At 65.4% G+C, this 22,482-nt stretch carries 13 protein-coding genes and 2 tRNA genes; 11 read left to right on the forward strand and 4 right to left on the reverse strand.

Translation table 11 applies throughout. The features are described 5' to 3' along the window. Positions 1-230: 230 nt before the first annotated feature. The 3 genes from OKA04_RS08135 to OKA04_RS08145 form a co-directional block, all read right to left on the reverse strand. On the reverse strand, positions 231-3,311 hold the full coding sequence (locus OKA04_RS08135; RefSeq protein WP_264500653.1) for a hypothetical protein: 3,081 nt from the start codon (positions 3,309-3,311) through the stop codon (positions 231-233). A gap of 344 nt (positions 3,312-3,655) precedes the next feature. Then, entirely contained in the window at positions 3,656-5,191 is a 1,536-nt protein-coding gene (locus tag OKA04_RS08140; protein ID WP_264500654.1) for a DUF7133 domain-containing protein, read from the reverse strand. A gap of 7 nt (positions 5,192-5,198) precedes the next feature. Continuing rightward, the gene (locus tag OKA04_RS08145) at positions 5,199-6,710 is read right to left on the reverse strand and encodes a PA14 domain-containing protein (protein ID WP_264500655.1); all 1,512 of its coding nucleotides are present in this window, start codon (positions 6,708-6,710) and stop codon (positions 5,199-5,201) included. Between the two features lie 272 nt (positions 6,711-6,982). Between OKA04_RS08145 and OKA04_RS08150 the strand changes: the two genes are divergently transcribed. Together OKA04_RS08150 and OKA04_RS08155 are read left to right on the forward strand one after the other, a co-directional pair. Then, positions 6,983-10,966, forward strand: a complete 3,984-nt coding sequence (locus tag OKA04_RS08150; RefSeq protein ID WP_264500656.1) for a family 78 glycoside hydrolase catalytic domain — start codon at positions 6,983-6,985, stop codon at positions 10,964-10,966. 780 nt (positions 10,967-11,746) lie between these two features. Continuing rightward, complete coding sequence (locus tag OKA04_RS08155) at positions 11,747-15,271, forward strand: beta strand repeat-containing protein (protein ID WP_264500657.1); 3,525 nt, start codon at positions 11,747-11,749, stop codon at positions 15,269-15,271. Positions 15,272-15,793: 522 nt separating this feature from the next. Here OKA04_RS08155 and OKA04_RS08160 read toward each other — a convergent pair. Continuing rightward, a complete protein-coding gene (locus OKA04_RS08160) occupies positions 15,794-17,083 on the reverse strand; it encodes an N-acetylmuramoyl-L-alanine amidase (protein ID WP_264500658.1) in 1,290 nt (429 codons plus the stop codon). An 87-nt stretch (positions 17,084-17,170) separates the two neighbouring features. Between OKA04_RS08160 and OKA04_RS08165 the strand changes: the two genes are divergently transcribed. The 9 genes from OKA04_RS08165 (at position 17,171) to rplJ (ending at position 22,404) form a co-directional block, all read left to right on the forward strand. Then, the gene (locus OKA04_RS08165) at positions 17,171-17,992 is read left to right on the forward strand and encodes a TIGR00282 family metallophosphoesterase (RefSeq protein ID WP_319800604.1); all 822 of its coding nucleotides are present in this window, start codon (positions 17,171-17,173) and stop codon (positions 17,990-17,992) included. A 223-nt stretch (positions 17,993-18,215) separates the two neighbouring features. After that, positions 18,216-18,290 (forward strand) — tRNA-Thr (locus OKA04_RS08170). A 47-nt stretch (positions 18,291-18,337) separates the two neighbouring features. Continuing rightward, positions 18,338-19,519 (forward strand): elongation factor Tu, encoded by a 1,182-nt coding sequence (tuf, locus tag OKA04_RS08175; RefSeq protein ID WP_264500659.1) that lies wholly within the window; start codon positions 18,338-18,340, stop codon positions 19,517-19,519. A 128-nt stretch (positions 19,520-19,647) separates the two neighbouring features. Then, a tRNA-Trp gene (locus OKA04_RS08180) sits at positions 19,648-19,723 on the forward strand. Positions 19,724-19,761: 38 nt separating this feature from the next. Beyond that, a complete protein-coding gene (locus tag OKA04_RS08185) occupies positions 19,762-19,989 on the forward strand; it encodes a preprotein translocase subunit SecE (RefSeq protein WP_264500660.1) in 228 nt (75 codons plus the stop codon). A gap of 40 nt (positions 19,990-20,029) precedes the next feature. Then, positions 20,030-20,596, forward strand: a complete 567-nt coding sequence (gene nusG / locus OKA04_RS08190) for a transcription termination/antitermination protein NusG (RefSeq protein WP_264500661.1) — start codon at positions 20,030-20,032, stop codon at positions 20,594-20,596. A 40-nt stretch (positions 20,597-20,636) separates the two neighbouring features. Then, positions 20,637-21,065 (forward strand): 50S ribosomal protein L11, encoded by a 429-nt coding sequence (gene rplK, locus OKA04_RS08195; RefSeq protein WP_264500662.1) that lies wholly within the window; start codon positions 20,637-20,639, stop codon positions 21,063-21,065. A gap of 83 nt (positions 21,066-21,148) precedes the next feature. Next, positions 21,149-21,850, forward strand: coding sequence for a 50S ribosomal protein L1 (rplA, locus tag OKA04_RS08200; RefSeq protein ID WP_264500663.1), 702 nt, complete (start codon positions 21,149-21,151; stop codon positions 21,848-21,850). 14 nt (positions 21,851-21,864) lie between these two features. Beyond that, positions 21,865-22,404, forward strand: coding sequence for a 50S ribosomal protein L10 (gene rplJ / locus OKA04_RS08205; RefSeq protein ID WP_264500664.1), 540 nt, complete (start codon positions 21,865-21,867; stop codon positions 22,402-22,404). The last annotated feature ends 78 nt before the right edge of the window (positions 22,405-22,482 follow it).

Genomic DNA, 22,482 nt, shown 5'->3' on the forward strand with positions numbered 1-22,482 from the left:
ATTTGGCGCGCGGGGCTTGGCGCCCGTAGAGGGAGGGCTGCGCCCTTCCGGCGTCTCGCGTGTTGAGGGAGATCGCCGCTGGCGAGTGGTCTGCGGGCTGTCCGGGGGTCGTCTGCGGGCCGTGCACGGGTAGGCGGATCATGCCGGGGATCATCTGCGGGCCTCCCCCAGCCGAAACGACGCAGTCGTTTCGCTACGAGACTCTAGGTCGTTTCGCTACGGGGTAGCCGCTACCTTGGCGTGACTTCCAGGATGCCGAAGAGGCGGGGGGTGTCGGGGTCGATGGCTTGCTCGATGACGACGCGTTCCCAGAGGGCATCGATGCCGGTGATGGTCTCGGTGCCTGTCATGGGGAGGAAGGAGCCGGGCTGGAGGGTGGTGGAGTACTTCGCGGTATAGCGGAGCAGGCCATCGGTGCGGCGCAGATACTCGACGCGGAAGACGCCGCCGGGGCGGGTGAAGGAGGGATAGCCGGAGGTGCCGGTGCCGGGCAGGAGCGGCGTGGTGGCGGTAGTGCCGGCGGGGAGATTGAAGGCGTGATTCAGTAGCTCGCTGTCCTCCGCGGGCAGGGTGGCCGCTTCACCGGTGGAGAGCGATGAGGTGGCCATGGCCAGGATGCGGGCCGGTGATGCGACGGGCAAATTGATCGAGTGGAGCTCCACGCCCTGGTGCAGGCTCTCCGAGCTGAAAAGCAGGCGATTCCCCGCGACCTGCAGACCTCCGGGTGAGGAGGAGGTAGGCCCCCGCAGCGTCTCCGCCGCGAGCCGCGTGCCCTCCGCGGTGCCATCGGTGACCCAGAGTTCGCGCCCGTTCGTGAGGTCATCGGCGACGAAATACACGCGGTCTCCGGCGAGGGTGAAATGGGTGGGATTGGAGGAGGCCGGTCCGGGATTGATGTCCGCGATGAGCGCGGTGCCTTCCGGGGTGCCGTCGGTGCTCCAGAGTTCACGGCCATGGGGGATATCTCCCACTGCGAAGATGAGCTTGCCGCCGAGCATGGCGCGGGAGATGTCGCCGGGCTGGTCTGCCCCGGAATCGATGAATGAAGGGGAAATGCGCCGGGTGCCCGCGGTGGTGCCATCGCTGTACCACCAGCGGTTGCCGTTTTCGCTTTCGCCAGCGATGAAGAGGAATCCCGAGCCGAAGGGGATGGTCGTCTTGACCTCGAAGAAGGTATTCGGAGGCACATCGACAGGGAAGGGCGCGGTGCCCGCCGGGGTGCCATCGGTGGACCAAAATTGCGCGGGTGAGTTTCCTTGCACGGCGAAGAAGATCCGGTCGCCCGCTTGGGCGAGATTGGTGAAGCGGTAGCCGGGGAAGCCATCCTTCAGCCTCACCGTGCCCGCCAGGGTGCCATCGGTGCGCCACAGCTCGTGCCGGTAGGTGGGCGAGATGGAGATGAAGTAGAGCGTGTTTCCATCCAGGTGGAGCGTGCCGGGATAGACATTGAAGGGATCGCCGTTCGGCTGGCGGAGCTGGAGCGTGGTGGCCGGTGTGCCGCTGGTGGTCCAGAGGCGATTGTAAACGGAGTCCCAGGAGGTGAAGCAGGCGATCACGCCATTCGTGACGATATTCGCATTCGAGCGGCTATCGGTGAAATTCGTCAGGGGTCGCGTTCCGCCGGTAGTGCCGTTCGTGATCCAGACCTGCGCGGCACGGTTGTTTCCGGAGGCGGTGAAGAGCGTCTGGCTGCCGAAGGCGGTGAAATTGCCGACATCGTGGAGGGGGCTGCGGCTGTTCGGCTTGATGAGCGTCTTGGTGCCGTTTTTCGTGCCGTTGCTGATCCAGAGGGTATTGCCTTTCTTGCCATCGTCCGCGGTGAAGAGATAGCTGCCGCGGACGGTGCCGGCGCCTCCGGTGACGCCGCTGACTCCATTGCTCCCCGGTGTGGTGAGCTGGCGTGCCTTGCGCTTCTTCCCATCGAGGAACCAGAGGTCGTCGCCGGGGCTCTGGATGCCGCCGAGGAAGTAGAGGTTCCCATCGTGGTCCGGGGTGAATTTATGGGGCAGGGTGGTGCCATTCCCGCGGGCGGTCTCGTGGACGAGGCGAGTGCCCTTTTCGGTGCCGTCCGTGCGCCAGATCTCCCTGCCGGACTTGCGGGTGTCGGCGGAGAAGTAGAGCCACGGGCCGGACGGGGTGAAGCCGCCGGGAAGGGAGTTGCGGATGCCGGGGTCGAGATCCGCGAGGCGGTAGGTGCGGGCGAGGCTGCCGTCGCTGCGCCACAACTCGTAGCCCGCCTGGGGGTCCTCCCGGGTGAAGTAGAGGATGCCATTGAAGACGGTGCCATCCAGGCTACCCATCGGCGGACCGTCGCCGAGGAAGCGGACGGAGCCGTCGAGCGTGCCGTCGCCATAGCGCCAGGTTTTTTCGGCGCCCTCCTCCGGCAGGCCGATGAAGAAGAACTTGTCCTCCGCCGCCACTTTCAGGTTTTCCAGCATGGCCCACGAGTCGGAGTGGGTATCGCGTGGGATCTGGACCGTGCCTCCCTCGGTGCCGTCGGACTTCCAGAGGCTGGAGCGTCGATTCGTGCGGGTGATGAGGTAGAGGTGGCTGCCCCAGGTGGTGATTTCCAAGACGTCCACGTGATCCTGCGATGGCCCGACGAAGGAGTGGATGGGATGAGTCCCGGCGACGGTGCCGTCCGAGCGCCATAGCTCGGAGGGCCGGTCATTCACGGAGAAATAGGCGGTCTCGCCGATGGCGGTGATTTCCGACGGGAGCTGGAACCTCCGCCCTGATCCTTCTTCCGGCGCATTGAGCTCGATGGTGCCTTCCGGCGTGCCGTCGGAGCTCCAGATGGAGTTGCCCGTGGAGGTGGGGTAGCTGAACCAGACGCGGCTGGCACTGGTGCCGAGGAGCCTGAGATTCCCATATAGCATGCCGGGGAAGGAGTGGCCGACCATGCGGGTGCCTGCGGCGGTGCCGTCGCTGATCCAGGGCTCGATGCCGTGGGTGCCGTCGTCGGCGAGGAAGAAGATCCGGCTTCCCGCGGCCATCAGCGAGGTGGGATTCGACCCGGACATGCCTGGGAAGATGTCCTTCAGCACGCGGGTGCCGGCGGCGGTGCGGTCGGTGACCCAGATTTCATGCCCGGTCTCGCGGGTCCATGCCGTGAAGTATGCTTTGGTCCCGGCGACGACGGGTGGCTGCACCCATCGCGGCTGGCGGGTCGTGGCGGGATTGATGTCCCTCACGAGTTGCGGTGTCTGGACCTGCGCCTGTGCTTGTGCCTGCACTTGCGCCTGCGCGATGAAAGCGCCGCCGAGGAGGGAAAGGAGGGGGATGGGGATCAGGCGTGATGCGCAATTCATCGGTCCGGAAGAGATGACGCATGTCACGCGATTCGCGAGACGAATGTTTCATCTTTCCGGGGATATGTGGTGCCTCGTGGTAGCGGGAGGGCTGCGCCCTTCCGGCGTCTCGCGCGTCGCTGGAGATCGCCGCGTGCGAGTCATCTGTGGGCTGTCCGGGGGGCGCCTTTGGGCCGCCGGGGAGAGATCTCGGGGAGCACCGGTGGGTGAATCGTGCCGCGAGTCAGCTACAGGCTGTTCACGGGTGGGTGAAACATGCCGGGAATGATCTGCGGGCCGCACCTTACCGAAACGACGCAGTCGTTTCGCTACGTGCGGTTGTTTCGCTATGTGATGTTGTGCCGCTACTTCGGGATTTCGTTCAGTGTGTACCAGGCTTCGGGGTGCCAGAGTTTGGTGCCGGTTTTGGTGGTGATGCCGGGGGCGGTGAGGTGGTGGACGTGGCCTTGGACTAGGCCGTCGATCTTGAGGCGGACCTTCTTGCCATCGGGGGAGACGGTGGCGGCGGTGATCTTCGGGGTGGCGCGGTCAACCTCGGGGGAGCCGTAGTCGGCCTGGTAGATGTAGGTCCAGGCGTCCATGGCGTAGGACTCGGGCCGGGCGGCGGTGGCGGGGTCGACGGGCTCGGTGAAGGTGAGCTCGAAGCCATCCGGCAGCGCGGACATGGTGTGGATCTCGAAGGGGACGCGGCCGGTCCAGCGGACGCGCTCGAAGGTGAAGGTCTTGCTGCCGCTGGAGGCCCAGCCGCGGTTCGTGCCGCCGATGAAGAGGGTGCCGTCCCCGGCCTGGCGGACGGGCACGATGCCGGCCTCGAAGCCCTCGAGGAAATGGAAGACGGCGCCTTGGTAGAGGCCGTTCACCTTCTCCAAGCAGACGCGTTGCACCTCGCTCTTCGTCTGCTCGCCCACGTAGAGCTGCTTTTCCCACGGGCCGAATTTCCCGCCGGTGGTATCGGCGACGATGCCGCTGGGCGAGTGGCCGACCTTCGCGTGGGGGAAGATGACGGCGGGCGGGACGAATTCCGGGATGCGGCCGCGCTCGGTCATGATGCGTGACTTGTTGGCGGGCTCGGCGGGGCGCTTGCCCATCTCCGGGGCGAGGTCGTAGTAGCGGTTGCCGGCGGGATTTCCCTGGAAGGATCCGGGCTTCAGCCACTTCAGCGAGGAGGAGCCGTTCCACGGGCCCTGATTGTCGGTGTAAAAGGCATCGCCCTCGGCATTGAAGCCGATGCCGCCGGGCGAGCGGATGCCGGAGCAGGTGGGGATCATCTTCCCCTCCGGCGTGATGCGGAGGCACCAGCCGCGCCACGGGACATCGGCGGTGAAGGAGCCGGTGAGGCAGTGGACGGTCCAGATATTGCCGTCCCGGTCCGCCTCGGTGCCAAAGGCGTATTCGTGGTAGTCGCCCTTGATCGACCAGCCGGAGCTGATGGTCTCGAAGGTATCGGCGACGCCATCGTCGTCCGAGTCGCGGATGCGGGTGACCTCGGGGCGCTGGGTGAGGTAGAGCCAGCCGTCCTTCCACGACATGCCGAGCGGCTCGTGGAGGCCCTCGGCGAATTTCTTCCAAGTCACCTTCGTGAGGTCGTCGCCGTAGGCACCGGTGCAGATCCAGAGGTCGCCGCGGCGTGAGGTGACGGCGATCTTTTGGTCGGGCATCAGGGCGATGGAGCCGAGCTCCATGACCTCGCCGGGCGGCAGCGGGATCTCCTCGCGGAGGTAGAAGTCGGATTGCTGTTGGGCGAAGGTGGTGCCGATTGCAGCGATGATGAATGAACCGCCAAGACGCAAAGTTCGCCAAGGGGCGGTGTGCTTATTTTGGCGCTTGGGACTTCTCACTTGGAACTTCATCTCCTGCGTGGATTGGGGATTGAGGGGCATGGGAGGATCAGGGTTTCCAGCGATAGTCGAGGGTGGCCGAGGTGCTGGGAGAGAGCTTCAGGTAGGTCTTGCCGTCGCGCTTGATGAGGTCCACCTCGCCCTCGGTGTGGAGGTGGAAGTGGTCGCCGATGGATAGCTCCTGGTCGTCGATGGGCTTTGCCTCGGCGCTGTCGGAGATGAGGATTTCCAAGGCGGGGCCGGAGCCTTTCAGCGAGACATGGCGCTGGAGCGCGGGCTGGCGACTGTTTGCCTGCTCGTCGGGGGCGTCGGCGGGCTTCCACGAGTCGAGCAGGGTCTGCCCGCCGAGCTGGACGGCGAAGGTGGGATTGCCCGCGGGGTCGAGCTTGTAGCCGCGGAAGCGCGCTTCCTTTTCCGCGGGGAAGATGGGCGTGCCGGAGAGCTTCACCACGTCCTCGCCGGCGGGCGGTTGGTCGCCCTGGCCGCGGTCCACCCAGTGGCGCGAGCCGTCCATGAAGTCGCCCGTCCAGATCAGCTCGGGGGCGAGATGGTCGGCGGAGTAGGCGAGATTCACGCCGCCGGGGAAGCCGATGCCGATGGCGCGCGGCGTGGTGCCCGCGATGAAATTCCGATAGACCACGGCGCGACCGTCCTTTGCGGCGATGGGCATGGGATCCGGGCCGCCGGTCGGGGGCTTGTCCGTGAGGCTGCGCCACGAGGGGATGCCGGGGCCGCGCCATGCGATGGCGATGCCTTCCTGGCCGTGATACTCGAAGTACTCCACGCGCAGCTTGTGCGGTCCGGCGGTGAGCTTGATCTTCCCGTCCTTCGCGCGGCTTCCATTCATGGGGCCCATGCCGTCCACCTTCACGACTTCCTGGCCGTCGAGGATGATGCGCGCGCCATCGTCGGCATCGAGGCGGAAGCGGTATTCTCCGTCCTGCGGCGCGGTGAGGTCGCCCTGCCAGACCATGCCGAAGAGCTCGGTGAAGCCCGCCTTGGCGATGCTGATCTTGCCATCGTGCTCTTCCTCGATGTTCCCCGGTGTGAGCTTCGAGAAATCGGGGAGCTGCTGCCACTCGCCCTGATAGACCTGGGAAAGGAGGTTCGCGATGGGCGGGCGGACGCCGGGCAGGGGGTGGAGCTTCAGCAGCTCCGGCGCGGTCCACGGGGTCTTGCGCTCGGCATTCGCGGCACGGATGGATTTCACGAAGTCCGCGGAGACCTGCGACTCCTTGTTCCCCCACGAGATGCGGACGTGGCTGAGGATGGCGGCGATCTGGTCGTCCGGCAGCATGCCGCCCTGCGGTGGCATCTCGAGATTGAAGGTCCGGCCGTCCACCTCCACCTCGCCGTGCAGGCCGTGGAGGACGATCTTCACGGCGCGTGCGGCATCGCCCTCGACCCACGGGCTCAGCGAGAGCGGGGGAAATTGGCCGCCGGTGGCACCCTTCCCGTCGGTGCCGTGGCAGGCGGAGCAATACATGGTGTAGAGCTGGCCGCCATCCTGGGCGAGGAGCGGGGCTGCGCAGAGGGAGGAGAGGAGCGCGATGCGGATCATGGGCTTGATCGGGTGAAACGTCTGTCGGCATCACCGCCTATCCAGTGACGGGATGAAATGACAATAAAACGTGAAATTAACCCACCCGCGGGGTATGGCGGGGCTGGCCGGAGGCGGTTGAGTGCGAAATGCGGGATTTCTCCGAGTTCTGCGGATCGGGAGGGCGCGATGCGATGAATGGCACTCATTTCAAACACCTTGAGGGGTCGGGTTGGCACGATTTGGGAATTCGTTGCAGTCGTCCGCGGGATTTCGGGCGTTAGTTTCCGCGCATGAAGAAATTCCTGGCGCTACCCGTATTCGCCGCGCTGCTGGCCGTCCCGGCGTGGGCGGACCTGAGCGTGTCGAAGCTCCGTTGCGAGTACCTGGTCGATCCCGTGGGCATCGATGAAGTGGAGCCGCGGCTTTCCTGGGTGGTGGCCTCCACCGAGCGCGGGGAGCGGCAGACGGCATGGCAGATCATCGTGGCCTCGACTCCGGAAGCGCTGGCCGCGGGTCAGGGTGACCTGTGGGACAGCGGTAAGGTGGCGGGCGATGCGACCAGCCAGATCGAGTACGCGGGATCGGCGCTCGCCTCCCGTGCCGAGTGCCACTGGAAGGTGCGCGCGTGGGACAAGGACGACCAGCCCTCCGCATGGAGTGCCCCGGCGAAGTGGACCATCGGCCTGCTGGGAAATGCCGAGTGGAGCGCGAAGTGGATCGACGGCTTGACCTTCGGCACCGCGGAGACGGGCACGCCCGCGACGATCACGACGGCGAGCTACGAGGCGGTGAATGGCAGCGGCACGGCGATCAATGTGACGGCGCTGCTGAATGGCATGGTGTCGCAGGGCAGCTTCGCGCTGGGGGTGACGAACGAGACCTTCGGCGGCGATCCTTCCTACAACAACGTGAAGCAACTGCGGATCGTCTATCAGCGCGGCGGGCAGACGACCACGCGGACCTTCCCGGAGAATGCGGTGGTGAGCTATCCGGCGGACCTGCCGGCGATCATCTTCCCGACGATCACGAGCGCGCGCTACGAGTCGATCGCGAATCCAGGGACCTACCGCGACGTGACCTCCACGCTGCAGACGGCGGCGCAGGGCGGGAGCTTCAGCCGGGTGGTGAATAACACGAACTTCGGCCCGGACCCGGCGTACAACCAGGCGAAGCGCCTGCGGGTGAACTACTCGGTGGACGGCGTGAGCTCGGTGCGCTTCGTCGCGGAGAATGCGACTTTCAACTACCCCGGCGACCTGCCGAAGCCGCTGGCGGTGACGCTGACGGCGGCGAATTTCACGGCGATCGATGGCACGGCCTCGGCGAACGTGCTGGCGAACCTGAACAACCGTGCGGCCAGCGGGCCCTTCAGCATGGTGGTGAACATCGCGAACCTGGGCGGCGACCCGGCACCGAACAAGGTGAAGCGCCTGCGCCTGGAGTACACGCTCGATGGCAAGTCGATGATCAAGTACGTGGACGAGCAGGTGACGCTGAACTACCCGGCGGACCTGGCGCAGCCGACCACGGTGCCGCTGCTGCGCAAGCCCTTCACGCTGGAGAAGCCGGTGAAGAAGGCGACGCTCTACGCGGCGGCGCTGGGCATCTACGAGCTATCGCTGAATGGCGGACGCGTGGGCGACTCGACGCTGGCACCGGAGTGGACGGACTACACGAAGCGCCTGCGCTACCAGGCGTATGACGTGACGTCGCAGCTCGCGGCGGGCGAGAATGTCTTCGGCGCGCAGCTCGCGCCGGGCTGGTACTCCGGCCACATCGGGAATGGCGGCTTCAAGTACTGGGGCGCGAGCCCGGCGCTGCTGGCGCAGATGGAGGTGACCTTCACGGACGGCACCACGCAGAGGGTGGTCACGGATGGCTCGTGGAAGATGGCGGCGAGCCCGACGACCTACACGGACTTCATGTTCGGCGAGGACTACGACGCGCGGCGCGAGGTGCCGGGCTGGAATGCGGCGGGCTTCAACGACTCGGCGTGGAGCAACGTGCTGCTGCGCCTGGAGCCGGAGCGCCCGATGAGCAGCCAGGCGATGGAGCCGGTGCGGACGCTGATGGAGATCACGCCGAAGACGCTGAAGCAGCCCGCGCCGGGCAAGTGGACCTACGACATGGGGCAAAACATGGTGGGCGTGCTGCGGCTGAAGATCACCGCCGCGGCAGGCACGAAGATCACGCTGCGCCACGGCGAGATGCTGAATCCGGACGGCACGCTCTACACGGCGAACCTGCGCGGTGCGCCATCGATCGACACCTACATCTGCAAGGGCGGCGGCGAGGAGACGTGGACGCCGAAATTCACCTTCCACGGCTTCCAGTACGTGGAGCTGACGGGCGTGAGCACGCAGCCGCCGCTGGATGCGATCACGGGCGTGGTCTTCTCCTCGGACACGGATTTCCACGGGGAATTCACCAGCTCGGACGGCTACATCAACCAGCTCCAGTCGAACATCGTGTGGGGCCAGCGCGGGAACTACCTGAGCGTGCCAACGGATTGCCCGCAGCGCGACGAGCGCCTCGGCTGGCTGGGGGACGCGCAGGTCTTCGTCCGCACGGCGACCTACAATGCGGACATCGCGGCCTTTTACACGAAGTGGATGACGGACGTGACGGACAGCCAGCTCGCGGACGGCCGCCTGCCGGACGTGGCACCGGATGCCGCGCCCAGCTCCGGCACGCCGGCGTGGAATGACGCGGTGGTGATCTGCCCGTGGGTCATCTACGAGGCATACGGCGACAAGCGCATCCTGGAGAAGACCTACCCGGCGATGAAGAAGTGGGTGGAGTACTGCCGGACGAACAGCACGAACGGGATCCGCGACCGCGGCCGCGGTGCCGACTACGGCGACTGGCTCTCCATCAATGCGGACACGAACAAGGAGCTGATCGGCACGGCCTACTACGCCTACTCCGCGCGCCTGCTGGGCAAGTCCGCGGCGGTGATCGGGAATACGGCGGACGCGGCGACCTACGAGGCGCTTTTCCAGACGATCAAGACGGCCTTCATCAACAAGTACGTGAACCAGTCCACGGGGGCCTTCATCGGCACGGGGTCGAACACGCAGTGCGCGTATGCGATGGCGCTGAAATTCGACCTGCTGCCGACCGCCCTGCGTGCGTCCGTGGCATCGCGTCTGGAGGCGGACGTGATCGCGAAGGGGAATCACCTTTCCACCGGCTTCGTCGGCGTGAGCTACCTGCTGCCGGTGCTGACGGAGAGCGGGAAGAACAGCACCGCCTACAACCTGCTGATGCAGGATACCTTCCCGTCGTGGCTCTTCTCGGTGAAGCTGGGCGCGACGACGATCTGGGAGCGCTGGGACGGCTGGACGCCGGAGCGCGGCTTCCAGAGCACGATCATGAATTCCTTCAACCACTACTCGCTGGGCTCCTGCGGCGAGTGGCTCTACGGCACGGTGGCGGGCATCGATCTCCACCCGTCGGCCCCGGCCTACAAGAAGATCCTGATCCGCCCGCGCCCGGGTGGCGCGCTGACGCATGCGAGCGGGAAGATCGAGTCGATGCACGGCGAGATCGCCAGCGGCTGGAGCATGCACGCGGGTGGCTTCGTGATGAATGTGACCATTCCCACGAATACGACGGCGGAGGTCCACGTGCCCGCGGCGGATGCGGCGGCGGTGACCGAGTCGGGCGTGGCGGCGGGCAGCGCGGAGGGTGTGACCTTCCTGCGCATGGAGGGTGGCGCGGCAGTTTACGAGGTGGTCTCGGGCCGCTATCGCTTCGCCACCGGCACGGAGGCTCCGGGCACGGATACGTCCGCGCGCGACCCGCAGGCGCCGCTGAAGATGCGCATCGCCACGCTGATGTCGAATGATGGCAGCGGCCTGGAATTCGTCTCCGTGGACGGGCTGAGCGTGAATGGCGCGACGCTCGAGGTGATCGACGGCTGGATCCACTACACGCCGCAGCCGGGGAATGTGGGTGCGGACTCCTTCACCTACACGGTGCGCGATTCGTCGGGCGGCACGCGGAGCTTCACGGTGAATGTCGGCATCATCCCGGCGGACGCGCCGGTGCAGGAGGCCGAGCGGATCGAGACGCTGGCGGATGGTTCGCAGCGGATCGTTTTCTCCGGCGTGCCCGGGCGGATCTACCGCATCCAGTCGAGCGACACGCTGGATGGCCCGGCGAGCTGGGTGGACCGGAAGACGGAGCAGGCGGGGGAAGACGGCAGCTTCGAGCTGCTGGACAGCGCGCCGCTGCCGGGGAAGAGGTTTTACCGGGCGGTGTTTCCTTGAGGGGGGCACCGGATTGGCGGAGCCGGGAGCGCTGGCTTCAGTCGGCTTGGATGGGCGAGCGAACGATGGTGAGAGCTGCTTCCTTGTTGGGGCAGCCCGCTGGGAGCGCGTGCCACCGGCTCGCTTGGACGGATGGCGAAGTGATCTAACAGGTGTGTCGTTGGGGATTTCCTGTGAGCGGGTTTTACCTTGGGTTTGCGGAGGCTTTTGCCCTGGGTTCGCCTACCTGCCAAGCGGGCCAGTGGCCCGCGCTCCCAGGAGGGGCACAGGGTCTCCGAGGGCATGGAGAACTGCTTCGGGCCGGTCTAATGACCGGCGCTCCCAGGGGGCAGCGGCGGAGCCGGGAGTGCTGGCTTTAGCCGGCTTGGATGGGTCGGCGAAGTGACGGGGATGGCTGCGGATACTTGAGCCTATCGTGCGAGGCATCGCTCCGCGTGCGGTGGAAGCAGTGATGGCGGCGGGCTGTTGACGGGAGGCTCGTGGCTATCGGCGACTCGCCGGCTAAAGCTAGCGCTCCGCCTGCGGCAGCTAGAGGACGAGGGCCAGATCTTGCAGGTATTTCGCTGCGTTTCGCAATGGCATCGGGGTTTTCGCCGGAGCGGGAGCCAGTTCCTACATGCGATTCACCAAGCCATACATTCACAAGGGCGGGGGATCGGTGCAGTGTCGTACATTCGGCAATGGTCTAACAACCGTTGCGGTTCGCTGGAAACCCTGTCCGGCGGCCGGTCCCGAAAAACCCCGAACCCTACACCGAACCCTATCCAAAAACCCTCCGGCATGAATGCGAAATCACGCTTCACCACCACCTTTCCCAGAGCGCTCGTCCTTTGCTCCAGCCCCCTGCTGGGCGTGTGCGTCTCGGCCGCGCCGATCAGCCAGAACGAGAACAACGGCACGAATTCCTGGACGCTGCCGACGGGGACGAACCTGCTGGCGACGGCCACGGCGTCCGGCACGCTGAACAACCAATTCGGCTCCTCCGGAAGCTGGGGCACGCTCACCGACGGCAGCGTGGGTCCCACGCCGAACAACACGACACCCTACCAGACCGCGATGAACACGGTGGTGGTGCCGACGGCGAACAACGAGGTGACCTTCACGCTGGACCTGACGGGTCACCCGGACGGGCACACGATCACCACCTTCGACTCCTACGGCCTGTGGAATGACCCGGGCCGGGATGACCAGCGCTACACGCTGTCCTACTCGACGGACAATGTGAACTTCACGCAGCTCATCTCCGTCCAGAACAACACGGTGAACCCAGGCACCTCGAAGGCGACGCACACGCGGGTCTTCGACGACACGGGCGTGCTGGCGACGAACGTGAAGGCGATCCGCGTGAAATTCACGAATCCGCAGGAGAATGGCGGCGCGGGCTACAGCGAATTCGTCCTGACCAGCACGCCGGTGGCGGCGCTGCCGGTGCGGACGATCAATGAAGCGAACGGGACGAACCTGTGGACGCTGCCGGCGGGGACGAACCTGCTGGACGCGGCGGCGGTGATGAGCCCGCCACCATCCGGTTCGCCGAGCGCCGGGGTGATCACGGCCGGGACGTGGGGCGCGGTGACGGACGGGGTGCTGGGCACGCCGAATAGCCCGGCCTCCTCGGTCACGCCGCTGAGCGGGACTTCGGTGGTCTTTCCGCTGAAGGATCTGGAGACGAATACGAAGGGCTACGACCTGACCTCGCTGGACTTCTACTGCGCGTGGGCGGACTCGGGCCGGGATGATATGGACCTCGTGGTGTCCTACTCGACGTATGATGATCCGGAGAATTTCCTGCCGCTGCACTTCGTGGCGAACCACACGCCGGGGCCGGGGAATCTGGCGACGCACACGCGGCTGTATCCGGCGTCCGGATACCTGGCGACGAATGTGGCGGCGATCAAGCTGGACTTCCCCGCGCAGGAGAACGGCTGGGTGGGCTACCGGGAATTCATCGCGCTGGGCACGGCCTCGCCGCTCACCGCGGCGCTGACGTGGACGGGCGGCGCGGGCTCGGCGGGGAATGCGACGTGGAGCACGGCGGCGGCGAATTGGTCGTCGGCCTACAGCGCGAGCTCGCCGCTTTCCTTCACACAGGCAGGCGCGAACCGGAATATCACGGTGCCGACGTCGATCGCGGCGTCATCGATGACCTTCTCGCACGACAATACGCCCGCGTATGCCTTCGCCGGGCAGAAGATCTCGGTGACGAACAGCATCGCCTCCTCGGGTGCGGGCGCGGCGACTTTCACCGCACCGGTGAAGGCAAACACGGGCCTGCTGCTGACGGGCGCGGGCAGCATGACCTTCGGCGCGGACGTGGAGACGACCGGGCTGATCATTTCAGGCACGGGCAGCATCACGCTGAATGCGGACAATGACGACGGGGGCACGCCGCTCTTCACGGGCACGGCCTCGGTGGCGAATGGCACGCTGAACGTGGGGCACAACCTGGCGATCGCCTCGGCGACGCTGGCGATGTCCGGCGGCACCACGAACTTCACGACGGCGGCTCCCTACATCGCCCGGCTGTCCGGCACGGGCGGGACGATCTCGCTGGGGAATACGGAGTTGACCGTGGGCCTGGATGCGACAAGCGCGCAGACCTCGACCTTCGCGGGAAACATCGCGCAGGGCACGGGCACCGGCCGCCTCACGAAGATCGACGAGAGCACGCTGATCCTGGGCGGCACGAATACCTACACGGGCGCCACGCGCGTGGTCTCCGGCACGCTGGAGCTGGCAAAGCGGGTGTCCCTCTACGGCGGGAATACCGCGCAGTGGACAGCGGCGAACGTGGTGGTGAACAGCGGGACGATGCTGGCCTTCCACGTGGGCGGCACGGGTGAATTCACCGACAGCGACCTGACAGCGCTGAATCTCGGCGGCTTCGAGCAGGAGTCGCGGCTGGGCTTCAATGCAACCGCGGACTTCACGCTGACGCGCAACATCGGCGGCTCGGCGGGCCTCTACAAGGAAGGCCCGGCGTCGCTGGTGCTGACGGGCACGAATACCCACGCGGGTGACACCATCATCAGCGAGGGGACGATCAAGGCGGCGAATCCCTCCGGCGTCTCGCTGCCGCACGACGTGTATCTCGGCGATGCCTCGAATCACAATGTCTTCCTCAGCATGGGCGCGGACCACCAGTTCGGCCCGGAGTCGGTGCTACACGTGGCGAACATCACCTTCAACGGATCGAATGCGAAGGTGCAGCTCCGCGGGACGAACCAGGAGGTGGCGGGACTGCAGAGCCCGACGGATGCCTTTGCCTCGATCATCCAGAACGATGACCAGACGGTGCCGGATTATGTGGAGAATCCCGCGCTCATGCCGGCATCGCTGACGATCAATACGGTGGCGGACAGCTACTACAGCTTCCGCGGCATCATCCGGAACGAGACGGGGCCGGCGCTGTCGCTGGTGAAGAATGGCCCGGGCTTCCAGGAGCTGATCAGCAGCCCGCTGCAGAGCTACGGCTACACGGGACCGACGACGATCAACGGCGGCACGCTGAAGCTGACCTTCTCCGGCGTCTTCACGGGCTTCGTCTCGGACGTGACGGTGAATGCGGGGGCGACCCTCGAGCTGGACGGGACCTTCAACTTCGGCCGGGCCATCAGCGGCGCGGGGCAGGTGGTGAAGTCGGGCGTGAGCACGGTGACGCTGGGCGGCAGCGCGAATACCTACACGGGCGACACGAAGGTGATGAGCGGCACGCTGGGCGTGACCGGCAACTCGATCCCGAATGGCAGCAAGCTGGTGCTGGACGGCGGCGTGGTCTCCATCCCGGCGGATGCGAATGAAGTGGTGGGCTCGCTCTACTACGGCGGCGTGCAGCAGGGGCCGGGCACGTATGGCAGCACGTCATCCGCGGCGACCTTCAAGGACGATGCTCACTTCGCGGGCACGGGCGTGGTGACGGTGCCGGGCGCGACGCTTTCCTTCGAGGACTGGGCCGCGGCGGCGATCGCGAATCCCGCGAACCGTGGCCGTGCCGCGGATCCGGATGGCGATGGGCACACGAATCTGGATGAGTTCCTCTTTGGCACCTCGCCGGTGGCGGCGACGGGTTCGCTGGCTTCCTATGAGAAGTCGGGGAACACGCTGGTGATCCGTTGGACGGAGCACATCGGCAGCACGTACGTCCTGCAGGAGAGCACCACGCTGCAATCGCCATGGAGCAACAGCGCGGTGGTGCCGGCGAATGCGGCGGACCAGTCGGGCGTGGCGTCAGGATACGTCCGCAGGCAGGCGGTGATCCCGGTGGACGGCGTGAAGAAATTCGTGCGCGTGCAGGGGAACGAGTGAGGGGGATGATGGACCTGATCTGATGTGATGTGATCAGATTCGATCAGAAATGAAATGATGTGATTTCGCCCCAAGAGGGGAGATGTTAGCCTCCGGTGGTCATAGGGTTCACCACCGGGGGCTTTTTGTTTTTGTGTGAGGGCCCGCTGGGAGCGCGTGCCACCGGCTCGCTTGGACGGATGGCGAAGTGGCGGGAGAAGCTGCGGCTATCCGAGGTCATTGTGGTCCGCATCGCTCTGTGTGCGGTTGGAGAAGTTATGGTGGCGGTCTGTTGCGGGAATACTCGCCGGCTAAAGCCAGCGCTCCGCCTGCGGCAAACGGGAGGTGAGTGGTTGGGCGGGCTGGATGGGTTGCTTCGCCTACTTTCCAAGCGGGCCGGTGGCCGCGCGCTCCCAGGGGGCACAGGGTCTCCATCAGCGGTGAGAACTGCTTCGGGCCGGTCTGATGACCGGCGCTCCCAGGGGGGGGGCGCTGCGGTGGATCGCTGGCCCTTGTCCATTCCGCAGTCCCCCTGCTCCGCTCCTACTCCGCCATCTTCCTACTATGCCTGTAGTAGTTCTCCAGGCCGCGGGCGGCGCTGTCGGCGTATTCGCGGAAGATGGACGGGCGCGGCTTGCCCCAGACCTCGCGCTCGCCCTCGTAGTCGCCGGCCTGGATGCGGGCGTGGTCCTCGGTGGAATTCATCACGTAGGGCTCGTAGTAAACGACGGGGCAGTGGTAGGTGCGGTTCGCGAGGAGATTGCGGGCCCAGAGGTAGGGATTGCCGTCCACGTTGCGGTGGTTCCTTGCCGCGGGATTGTAGAGATACGGCGGCATGGGATTCCGCTCGACGAAGGCGGCGGCGGTGCTGGCGGCGAGCTTGCGCTCCTCGTCGTGCACGCCCTGCAGCAGCTTCGTGAGCAGGTCGTAGCGCTCGTCGGCTTTGGCCAGCTCATTGTCCATGTAGCCGCCGTTCAGCAGCATGTGGAAGTGATTCGTCGGGACCAGGCTCGGCGCGGCGGGGTCCCCCCAGGCGTCGGCATTGAAGTGGAGGCACAGGACCAGGTCCGGCCGGATGGTGTCATTCACCACGCGGGCGCGGGCGCGGATCTCCGCGGTGCGGTAGAAGAGGCGCTCGGCGAGCCGGACGATATCCCCGCCGGAGCTGCTGGCGCGGGCTTGCTCCTCGAGCATGTCCGGGCGGACGGGGGTGACGGGCTCGGTCTCCTCGCGGACCAGGGTGACGGTGGCGCCGAGTGCTTCCAGCCGCGGCTTCAGCAGCTTCGCCACCTGCAGCGTCATGTCGCCCTCCTGCACGGGCTGGCTGCCGGGGATCTGGAACCAGCGCTCCTCCATCTTTCCCCAGCGGCCACCGATGTGGCCGGGGTCGATGGCGATCCTCAGCCCCTCCAGCGGGCGTGCAGGCGGGGCGGGCGGCAGCTCGGTGGCGCTGCGCCAGTAGCGCGGCGGCGTGCTCGCCAGGCCGTCCGGGGCGAAGCGCAGGCGCAGGGAATCTCCGTCCGCGGTGCTCCCCGTGGTGCGGATATTCGCCTCCTCCTCGCCGACCTCGATCCATTCGCGCCACGCGGGCGAGACGGTGAAAACGGTGTCCATGAGCCGCAGGAAATCCCCACGCGTGATGGTGGATTGGTAGCGATTCAGCGACGCCCAGTCCGGCACCACGGCCAAGTCCGAGAGCGGTGAAGGAGCCGGCGCCACAGGGGGCGGGGGAGCGGGCACAGGGACGGGCGCGGCAGGCTGGTGCCACCACCACAGGGCGGCGGCCAGGGCCAGGAAAAGCGCGATCCAGAGCGGGGCGGAGCGGGAAGTCATCGGGGAATAGGCTTGGCGCAGGGGAGTCTCGGGGGGTAAGCCTCGCGGACCGGGGCATCCGCGCCCCGGCCAACCTTCCCCCGTATCATGGAGTCGATCCGCATTCTCTTTCTGGGTGACATCGTAGGCGAGCCCGGCCGCAAGGCCGTGATCGAGCATCTGCCCGGCCTGCGCAAGGAACTGGCGCTCGATTTCATCATCGTCAACGGGGAGAACGCTGCCGGGGGCCGCGGCATTACACCGCGCATCGCGATCGATCTGCTGCGCGCCGGGGCCGCGGTGATCACCACCGGGGACCACGTGTGGGACCAGCAGGAGATCGTGGACTACTTCCCCACCGAGCCGCGGCTGCTGCGGCCGATCAATTACCCGCCGGAGACGCCGGGGCAGGGCTCCGTGGTGCTGGAGACGCCAAAGGGCCGCGTGGCCGTCATCCAGGCGCAGGGCCGCTCCTTCATGCAGCCGCCGCTGGAGAATCCCTTCCTGATGGTGGAGGCCGAGGCGGAGAGGCTGCGTGCGGATGGCGTGCAGGCGATTTTCGTGGACTTCCACGCCGAGACCACCAGCGAGAAGATCGCGCTGGGCTGGGCGCTGGATGGCAAGGTATCCGCCATCGTGGGCACCCACACGCACGTCCAGACGGCGGACGAGCGCGTGCTGCCGGGCGGCACCGGCTGCCTCACGGATGCGGGCATGTGCGGGCCGGATGATTCCGTGCTCGGGCGCTCGCCGGAGTCCGTCGTGTGGCGCTTCCGGACGGGCATGCCGACCCGCTTTCCCATCGCCACCGGCCCTGTCCGGCTGTGCGGTGCGGTGGTGGAAATCGACCTCGCGACGGGCCGATGCGTGTCCATCGAGCGCTTCAACCGCTTGATTGTGGCGGAATCTGCCGCGGAAACGCCCGCGTGACGGGTTTTTTGGTCTCGTAATGTATTGACGAAGAGTGGGTTGTAAGGTGATTCCGACAAATCTTCTCCCGATGTATATTTTTTTTGACAGGGTCGGCAGCATCGGTCAGCTTGCGCCCCGCTTTTCCCGGAACCGACCAGGAAATTCGGTGGAGTTGTCCTTCAGTGAAACCCCTCCGACTTTCCCGATCATTCGTCCGGGTCCAGCGTCAACGCCGTTAAAGGCTCGTGTAGCTCAGGGGTAGAGCGCGTCCTTGGTAAGGACGAGGTCGGGGGTTCAATTCCCCCCACGAGCTCCAGCGCCGCATGACCGGACGAGCAGCCCAATCGCGAAATTACCACCACCATGGCCAAAGAAGCATTCAAGCGGAACAAGCCGCACGTCAACATCGGCACCATCGGTCACGTCGACCACGGCAAGACCACTCTCACTGCAGCCATCACCAACACGCTGGCGGACAAGGGATTTGCGGAAAAGAAGAGCTATGCCGACATCGACGCCGCTCCCGAGGAGCGCGAGCGCGGCATCACCATCAACACCGCCCACGTCGAGTACGAGACCGACAAGCGCCACTACGCTCACGTGGACTGCCCGGGTCACGCTGACTACGTGAAGAACATGATCACCGGTGCTGCCCAGATGGACGGTGGCATCCTCGTGGTGTCCGCTGCTGACGGCCCGATGCCGCAGACCCGCGAGCACATCCTTCTCGCCCGCCAGGTCGGCGTGCCTGCCCTCGTGGTGTTCATGAACAAGGTTGACCTTGTTGACGACGAGGAGCTCCTTGAGCTCGTCGAGATGGAGATCCGCGATCTCCTCTCCTCCTACGAATTCCCCGGCGACGAGATCCCGATCGTGAAGGGTTCCGCCAAGGCCGCCCTCGAAGGTGACGCCACCCACAAGGACAACATCTTCAAGCTGATGGATGCCGTCGACTCCTACATCCCGGAGCCGGAGCGCGCTGTCGACAAGCCCTTCCTCATGCCCGTGGAAGACGTGTTCTCGATCGAAGGTCGTGGAACCGTGGTCACCGGCCGTGTCGAGCGTGGCATCATCAAGAAGATGGAAGAAGTCGAGATCATCGGCATCCGCGACACGCAGAAGACCACCGTCACGGACATCGAAATGTTCCGCAAGCTGCTCGACGAAGGTCGTGCAGGTGACAACGTGGGTATCCTCATCCGCGGTCTCAAGAAGGACCAGGTCGAGCGTGGCCAGGTCATCGCCAAGCCGGGTTCGGTGAAGGCTCACTCCAAGTTCAAGGGTGAGATCTACGTCCTCTCCAAGGAAGAAGGCGGCCGCCACACCCCGTTCTTCTCGAACTACCGCCCGCAGTTCTACTTCCGCACCACCGACGTGACCGGAAGCATCAAGCTGCCGGAAGGTGTCGAAATGGTCATGCCTGGTGACAACGTGAACCTCGAAGTCGAGCTCATCACGCCGATCGCCATGGAGCAGACCATGCGCTTCGCTATCCGCGAAGGTGGCCGCACCGTCGGTGCAGGCCGCGTCAGCGAAATTCTTTGACTTACCCTAGAGGTGGCCCTCAGTCTGTCGCCCCGCGGCACCGGGCTGAGGTAAAATTTCGGGGCACTTCGGCACCATTGCCGGGGTGCCCCGCCATCGCCTCCACCGGTAACGAGGGGAGAAATCATACGGAAGTAGCTCAATTGGTAGAGTAGCGGTCTCCAAAACCGTTGGTTGTGGGTTCGAGTCCCACCTTCCGTGCCACCCCTTTTCCCTCCCAGTTTTTCAAGTTTTCCTCCGGCATGTTCGCAAAAGTCTCACGTTTCGTCGGCGAAGTGAAAGGTGAACTCCGCAAGGCCAGCTGGCCCTGGGAGTCCGACCCGAAGGTCAAGGGTTTCAAGAAATACAAGGAACTCACCGATTCCACCGTGGTCGTGCTGATCGCCACCATCCTGCTCGCCGGCTACGTGTCGCTGTGGGACTTCGTCTGCGTCTACGCCCTCGAGCTCATCACGTCCCTCGGACGCTGATGCTTTTTTGCTTTCCCCGCCTGTCTTTTTCCAGCCCGTCATGCCTGCCCCGTCGCCAGAGAACCAGTGGTACGTCGTCCATGTCCTGTCCGGACAGGAAGGCCGCGTGAAGGAGCGCATCCTGCGCCAGCGCGAAGCCGAGGAGATGGGTGAATACATCTACGAGGTGCTGGTGCCCACCGAGATGGTGTCCGAGATCCGCCGCGGCAAGAAGACTTCCACGAAGCGGAAGTTCTTCCCCGGCTACATCATCGTGAACATGAACCTGCTCACTCCTGAGAACCAGCTTGTCGAGAGGACCTGGTATTTCATCAAGGAGATGGAAGGCGTGATCGGCTTCGCCGGGACGAAGGATCGCCCGATCCCGATGCGCCAGAGCGAGGTGGACGCCATGCTCTCCCAAATCAAGGAGCGCGAGGAGCACGCGCGCCCCGCCATCACTTTCGAAGTCGGCGACACCGTGAAGGTGGCCGATGGACCGTTCCAGAGCCAGAATGGCATCGTCGAGGAAATCGATCCAGAGCGCGGCAAGCTGCGCGTGGCGGTCACCATCTTCGGTCGCTCGACGCCCGTGGAACTTGAATACTGGCAGGTCGAACGCGCCTGATCTTTAGAACCGCACCACATCCCGCAATCCTTTTACCACCATGGCCAAGGAAGTCGTTAAAGTCATCAAGCTCCAGATTCCTGCCGGAGCTGCCAACCCGTCCCCGCCCGTCGGTCCCGCTCTCGGCCAAGCCGGTGTGAACATCATGGGCTTCTGCAAGGAGTTCAATGCCCAGACCCAGAGCCAAGCCGGTGACGTGCTCCCGGTGGTGATCTCGGTCTACAAGGACAAGAGCTTCACCTTCATCACCAAGAAGCCCCCCGCCGGCAACCTGCTGAAGAAGGCCGCCGGTCTCGCTTCCGGTTCCAAGGAGCCGAACAAGGTGAAGGTCGGCAAGATCACCAAGGCCAAGCTCATGGAAGTGGTGGCCATCAAGATGCCGGACATGAACACGAAGGACCCCGAGGCTGCCGCGCGCATCCTGGCCGGCACCGCCCGCCAGATGGGTCTGGAGATCGAAGGCATGTGATTCCTTTCCGCGGCGCTCCCCGGAGCGCCGCAAACAACCGCAGGAGGGCTGCTTCAAGCCCGCCAGCACTGCAAAGACGAAACATGAAGAACCGCAGCAAGCGCTACGAAAAAGCCGCCGCCCTCGTGCCGGCCGGCAAGTCCTACGGCTTGGAAGAAGCTGTCGGCACCGTGAAGAAATTCCCGGCTCCGAAGTTCGACCCCACCGTCACCATTTCCTTCCACCTCGGCGTGGATCCCCGCAAGAGCGACCAGATGGTCCGCGGCTCCGTCGCCCTGCCACACGGCACGGGTAAGAACGTCCGCGTCGCCGTCTTCGCCGCCGGTGCCGCTGCCGAGGCAGCCACCGCTGCCGGTGCGGAATTCGTCGGCTTCGAGGACCTCATCAAGCGCGTCCAGGGTGGCTTCACCGACTTCGACGTGGCGATCGCCACGCCGGACGCGATGACCGAAGTCCGCAAGATCGCCCGTGTCCTGGGTCCCCGCGGCCTGATGCCGAACCCGAAGACCGGCACCGTGACCGACGACACCGCCAAGGCCATCAAGGAAGTGAAGGCCGGCCGTATCGACTACAAGCTCGACAAGAACGGCAATGTCTCCGGCTCCGTCGGCAAGGCCTCCTTCTCCGAGGAAGCGCTGGTTGAAAACGCCCGCGCCTTCATCGACAGCGTGGTCCGCGCCAAGCCGGCATCCGCCAAGGGCAACTACGTCCGCAGCGTGACCCTAGCCGCCTCCATGTGCCCCGGCGTCGCCCTCGAGTCCGGCGTCTACACCAAGTCCGTCTAACCTTTCCCACGACCATGAATCCCGACAAGAAAGTCATCATCGACGGTCTGCTCGAAAAGGTGAACGCCTCGCCGTACGTGCTCGTGGTGGATTACACCGGCATGACGGTCCCGCAGTTCTCCGAGCTCCGCAACCGCCTGGGTGCGGCCGGTGCCGAGTGCCACGTCGCCAAGAACACCTACGTCAAGAAGGCCCTTGCCGAAGCCGGTCGCCCGGACATCGGCGAGTCGCTGGTCGGCCAGACCGCCTTCGTCACCGGCAGCAGCGAGATCTTCGCCGCGGCCAAGGCCATCAAGAACTTCGAAAAGGAATTCAAGAAGCCGGAACTCAAGGTCGGTCTCCTCGGTGACCTCGTCCTCGACTCCGACAAGCTGAAGGCCATCGCCGACATCCCGTCCCGCGAGGCCATCCTGTCCCAGCTTCTTGCCACGATCCTCGAGCCTTCCACCCGGATCGCCCGCGTCATCCAGAAGAAGTTCAATCCGGACGCCGACTCCAAGAAGGACGAAGCTACGGAAGAAGCTCCGGCTGCGGAACCCGCCGCCGAAGCCTGATAAGAATCTGACCAGACGGCCGCGGCGTCTCCCGCCGCGGCCTGAACACACAATGGTTCCTCGTCGGGGGGGCGGCGC

The sequence above is a fragment of the Luteolibacter flavescens genome (genome assembly GCF_025950085.1).
Classification (GTDB): domain Bacteria; phylum Verrucomicrobiota; class Verrucomicrobiia; order Verrucomicrobiales; family Akkermansiaceae; genus Haloferula; species Haloferula flavescens.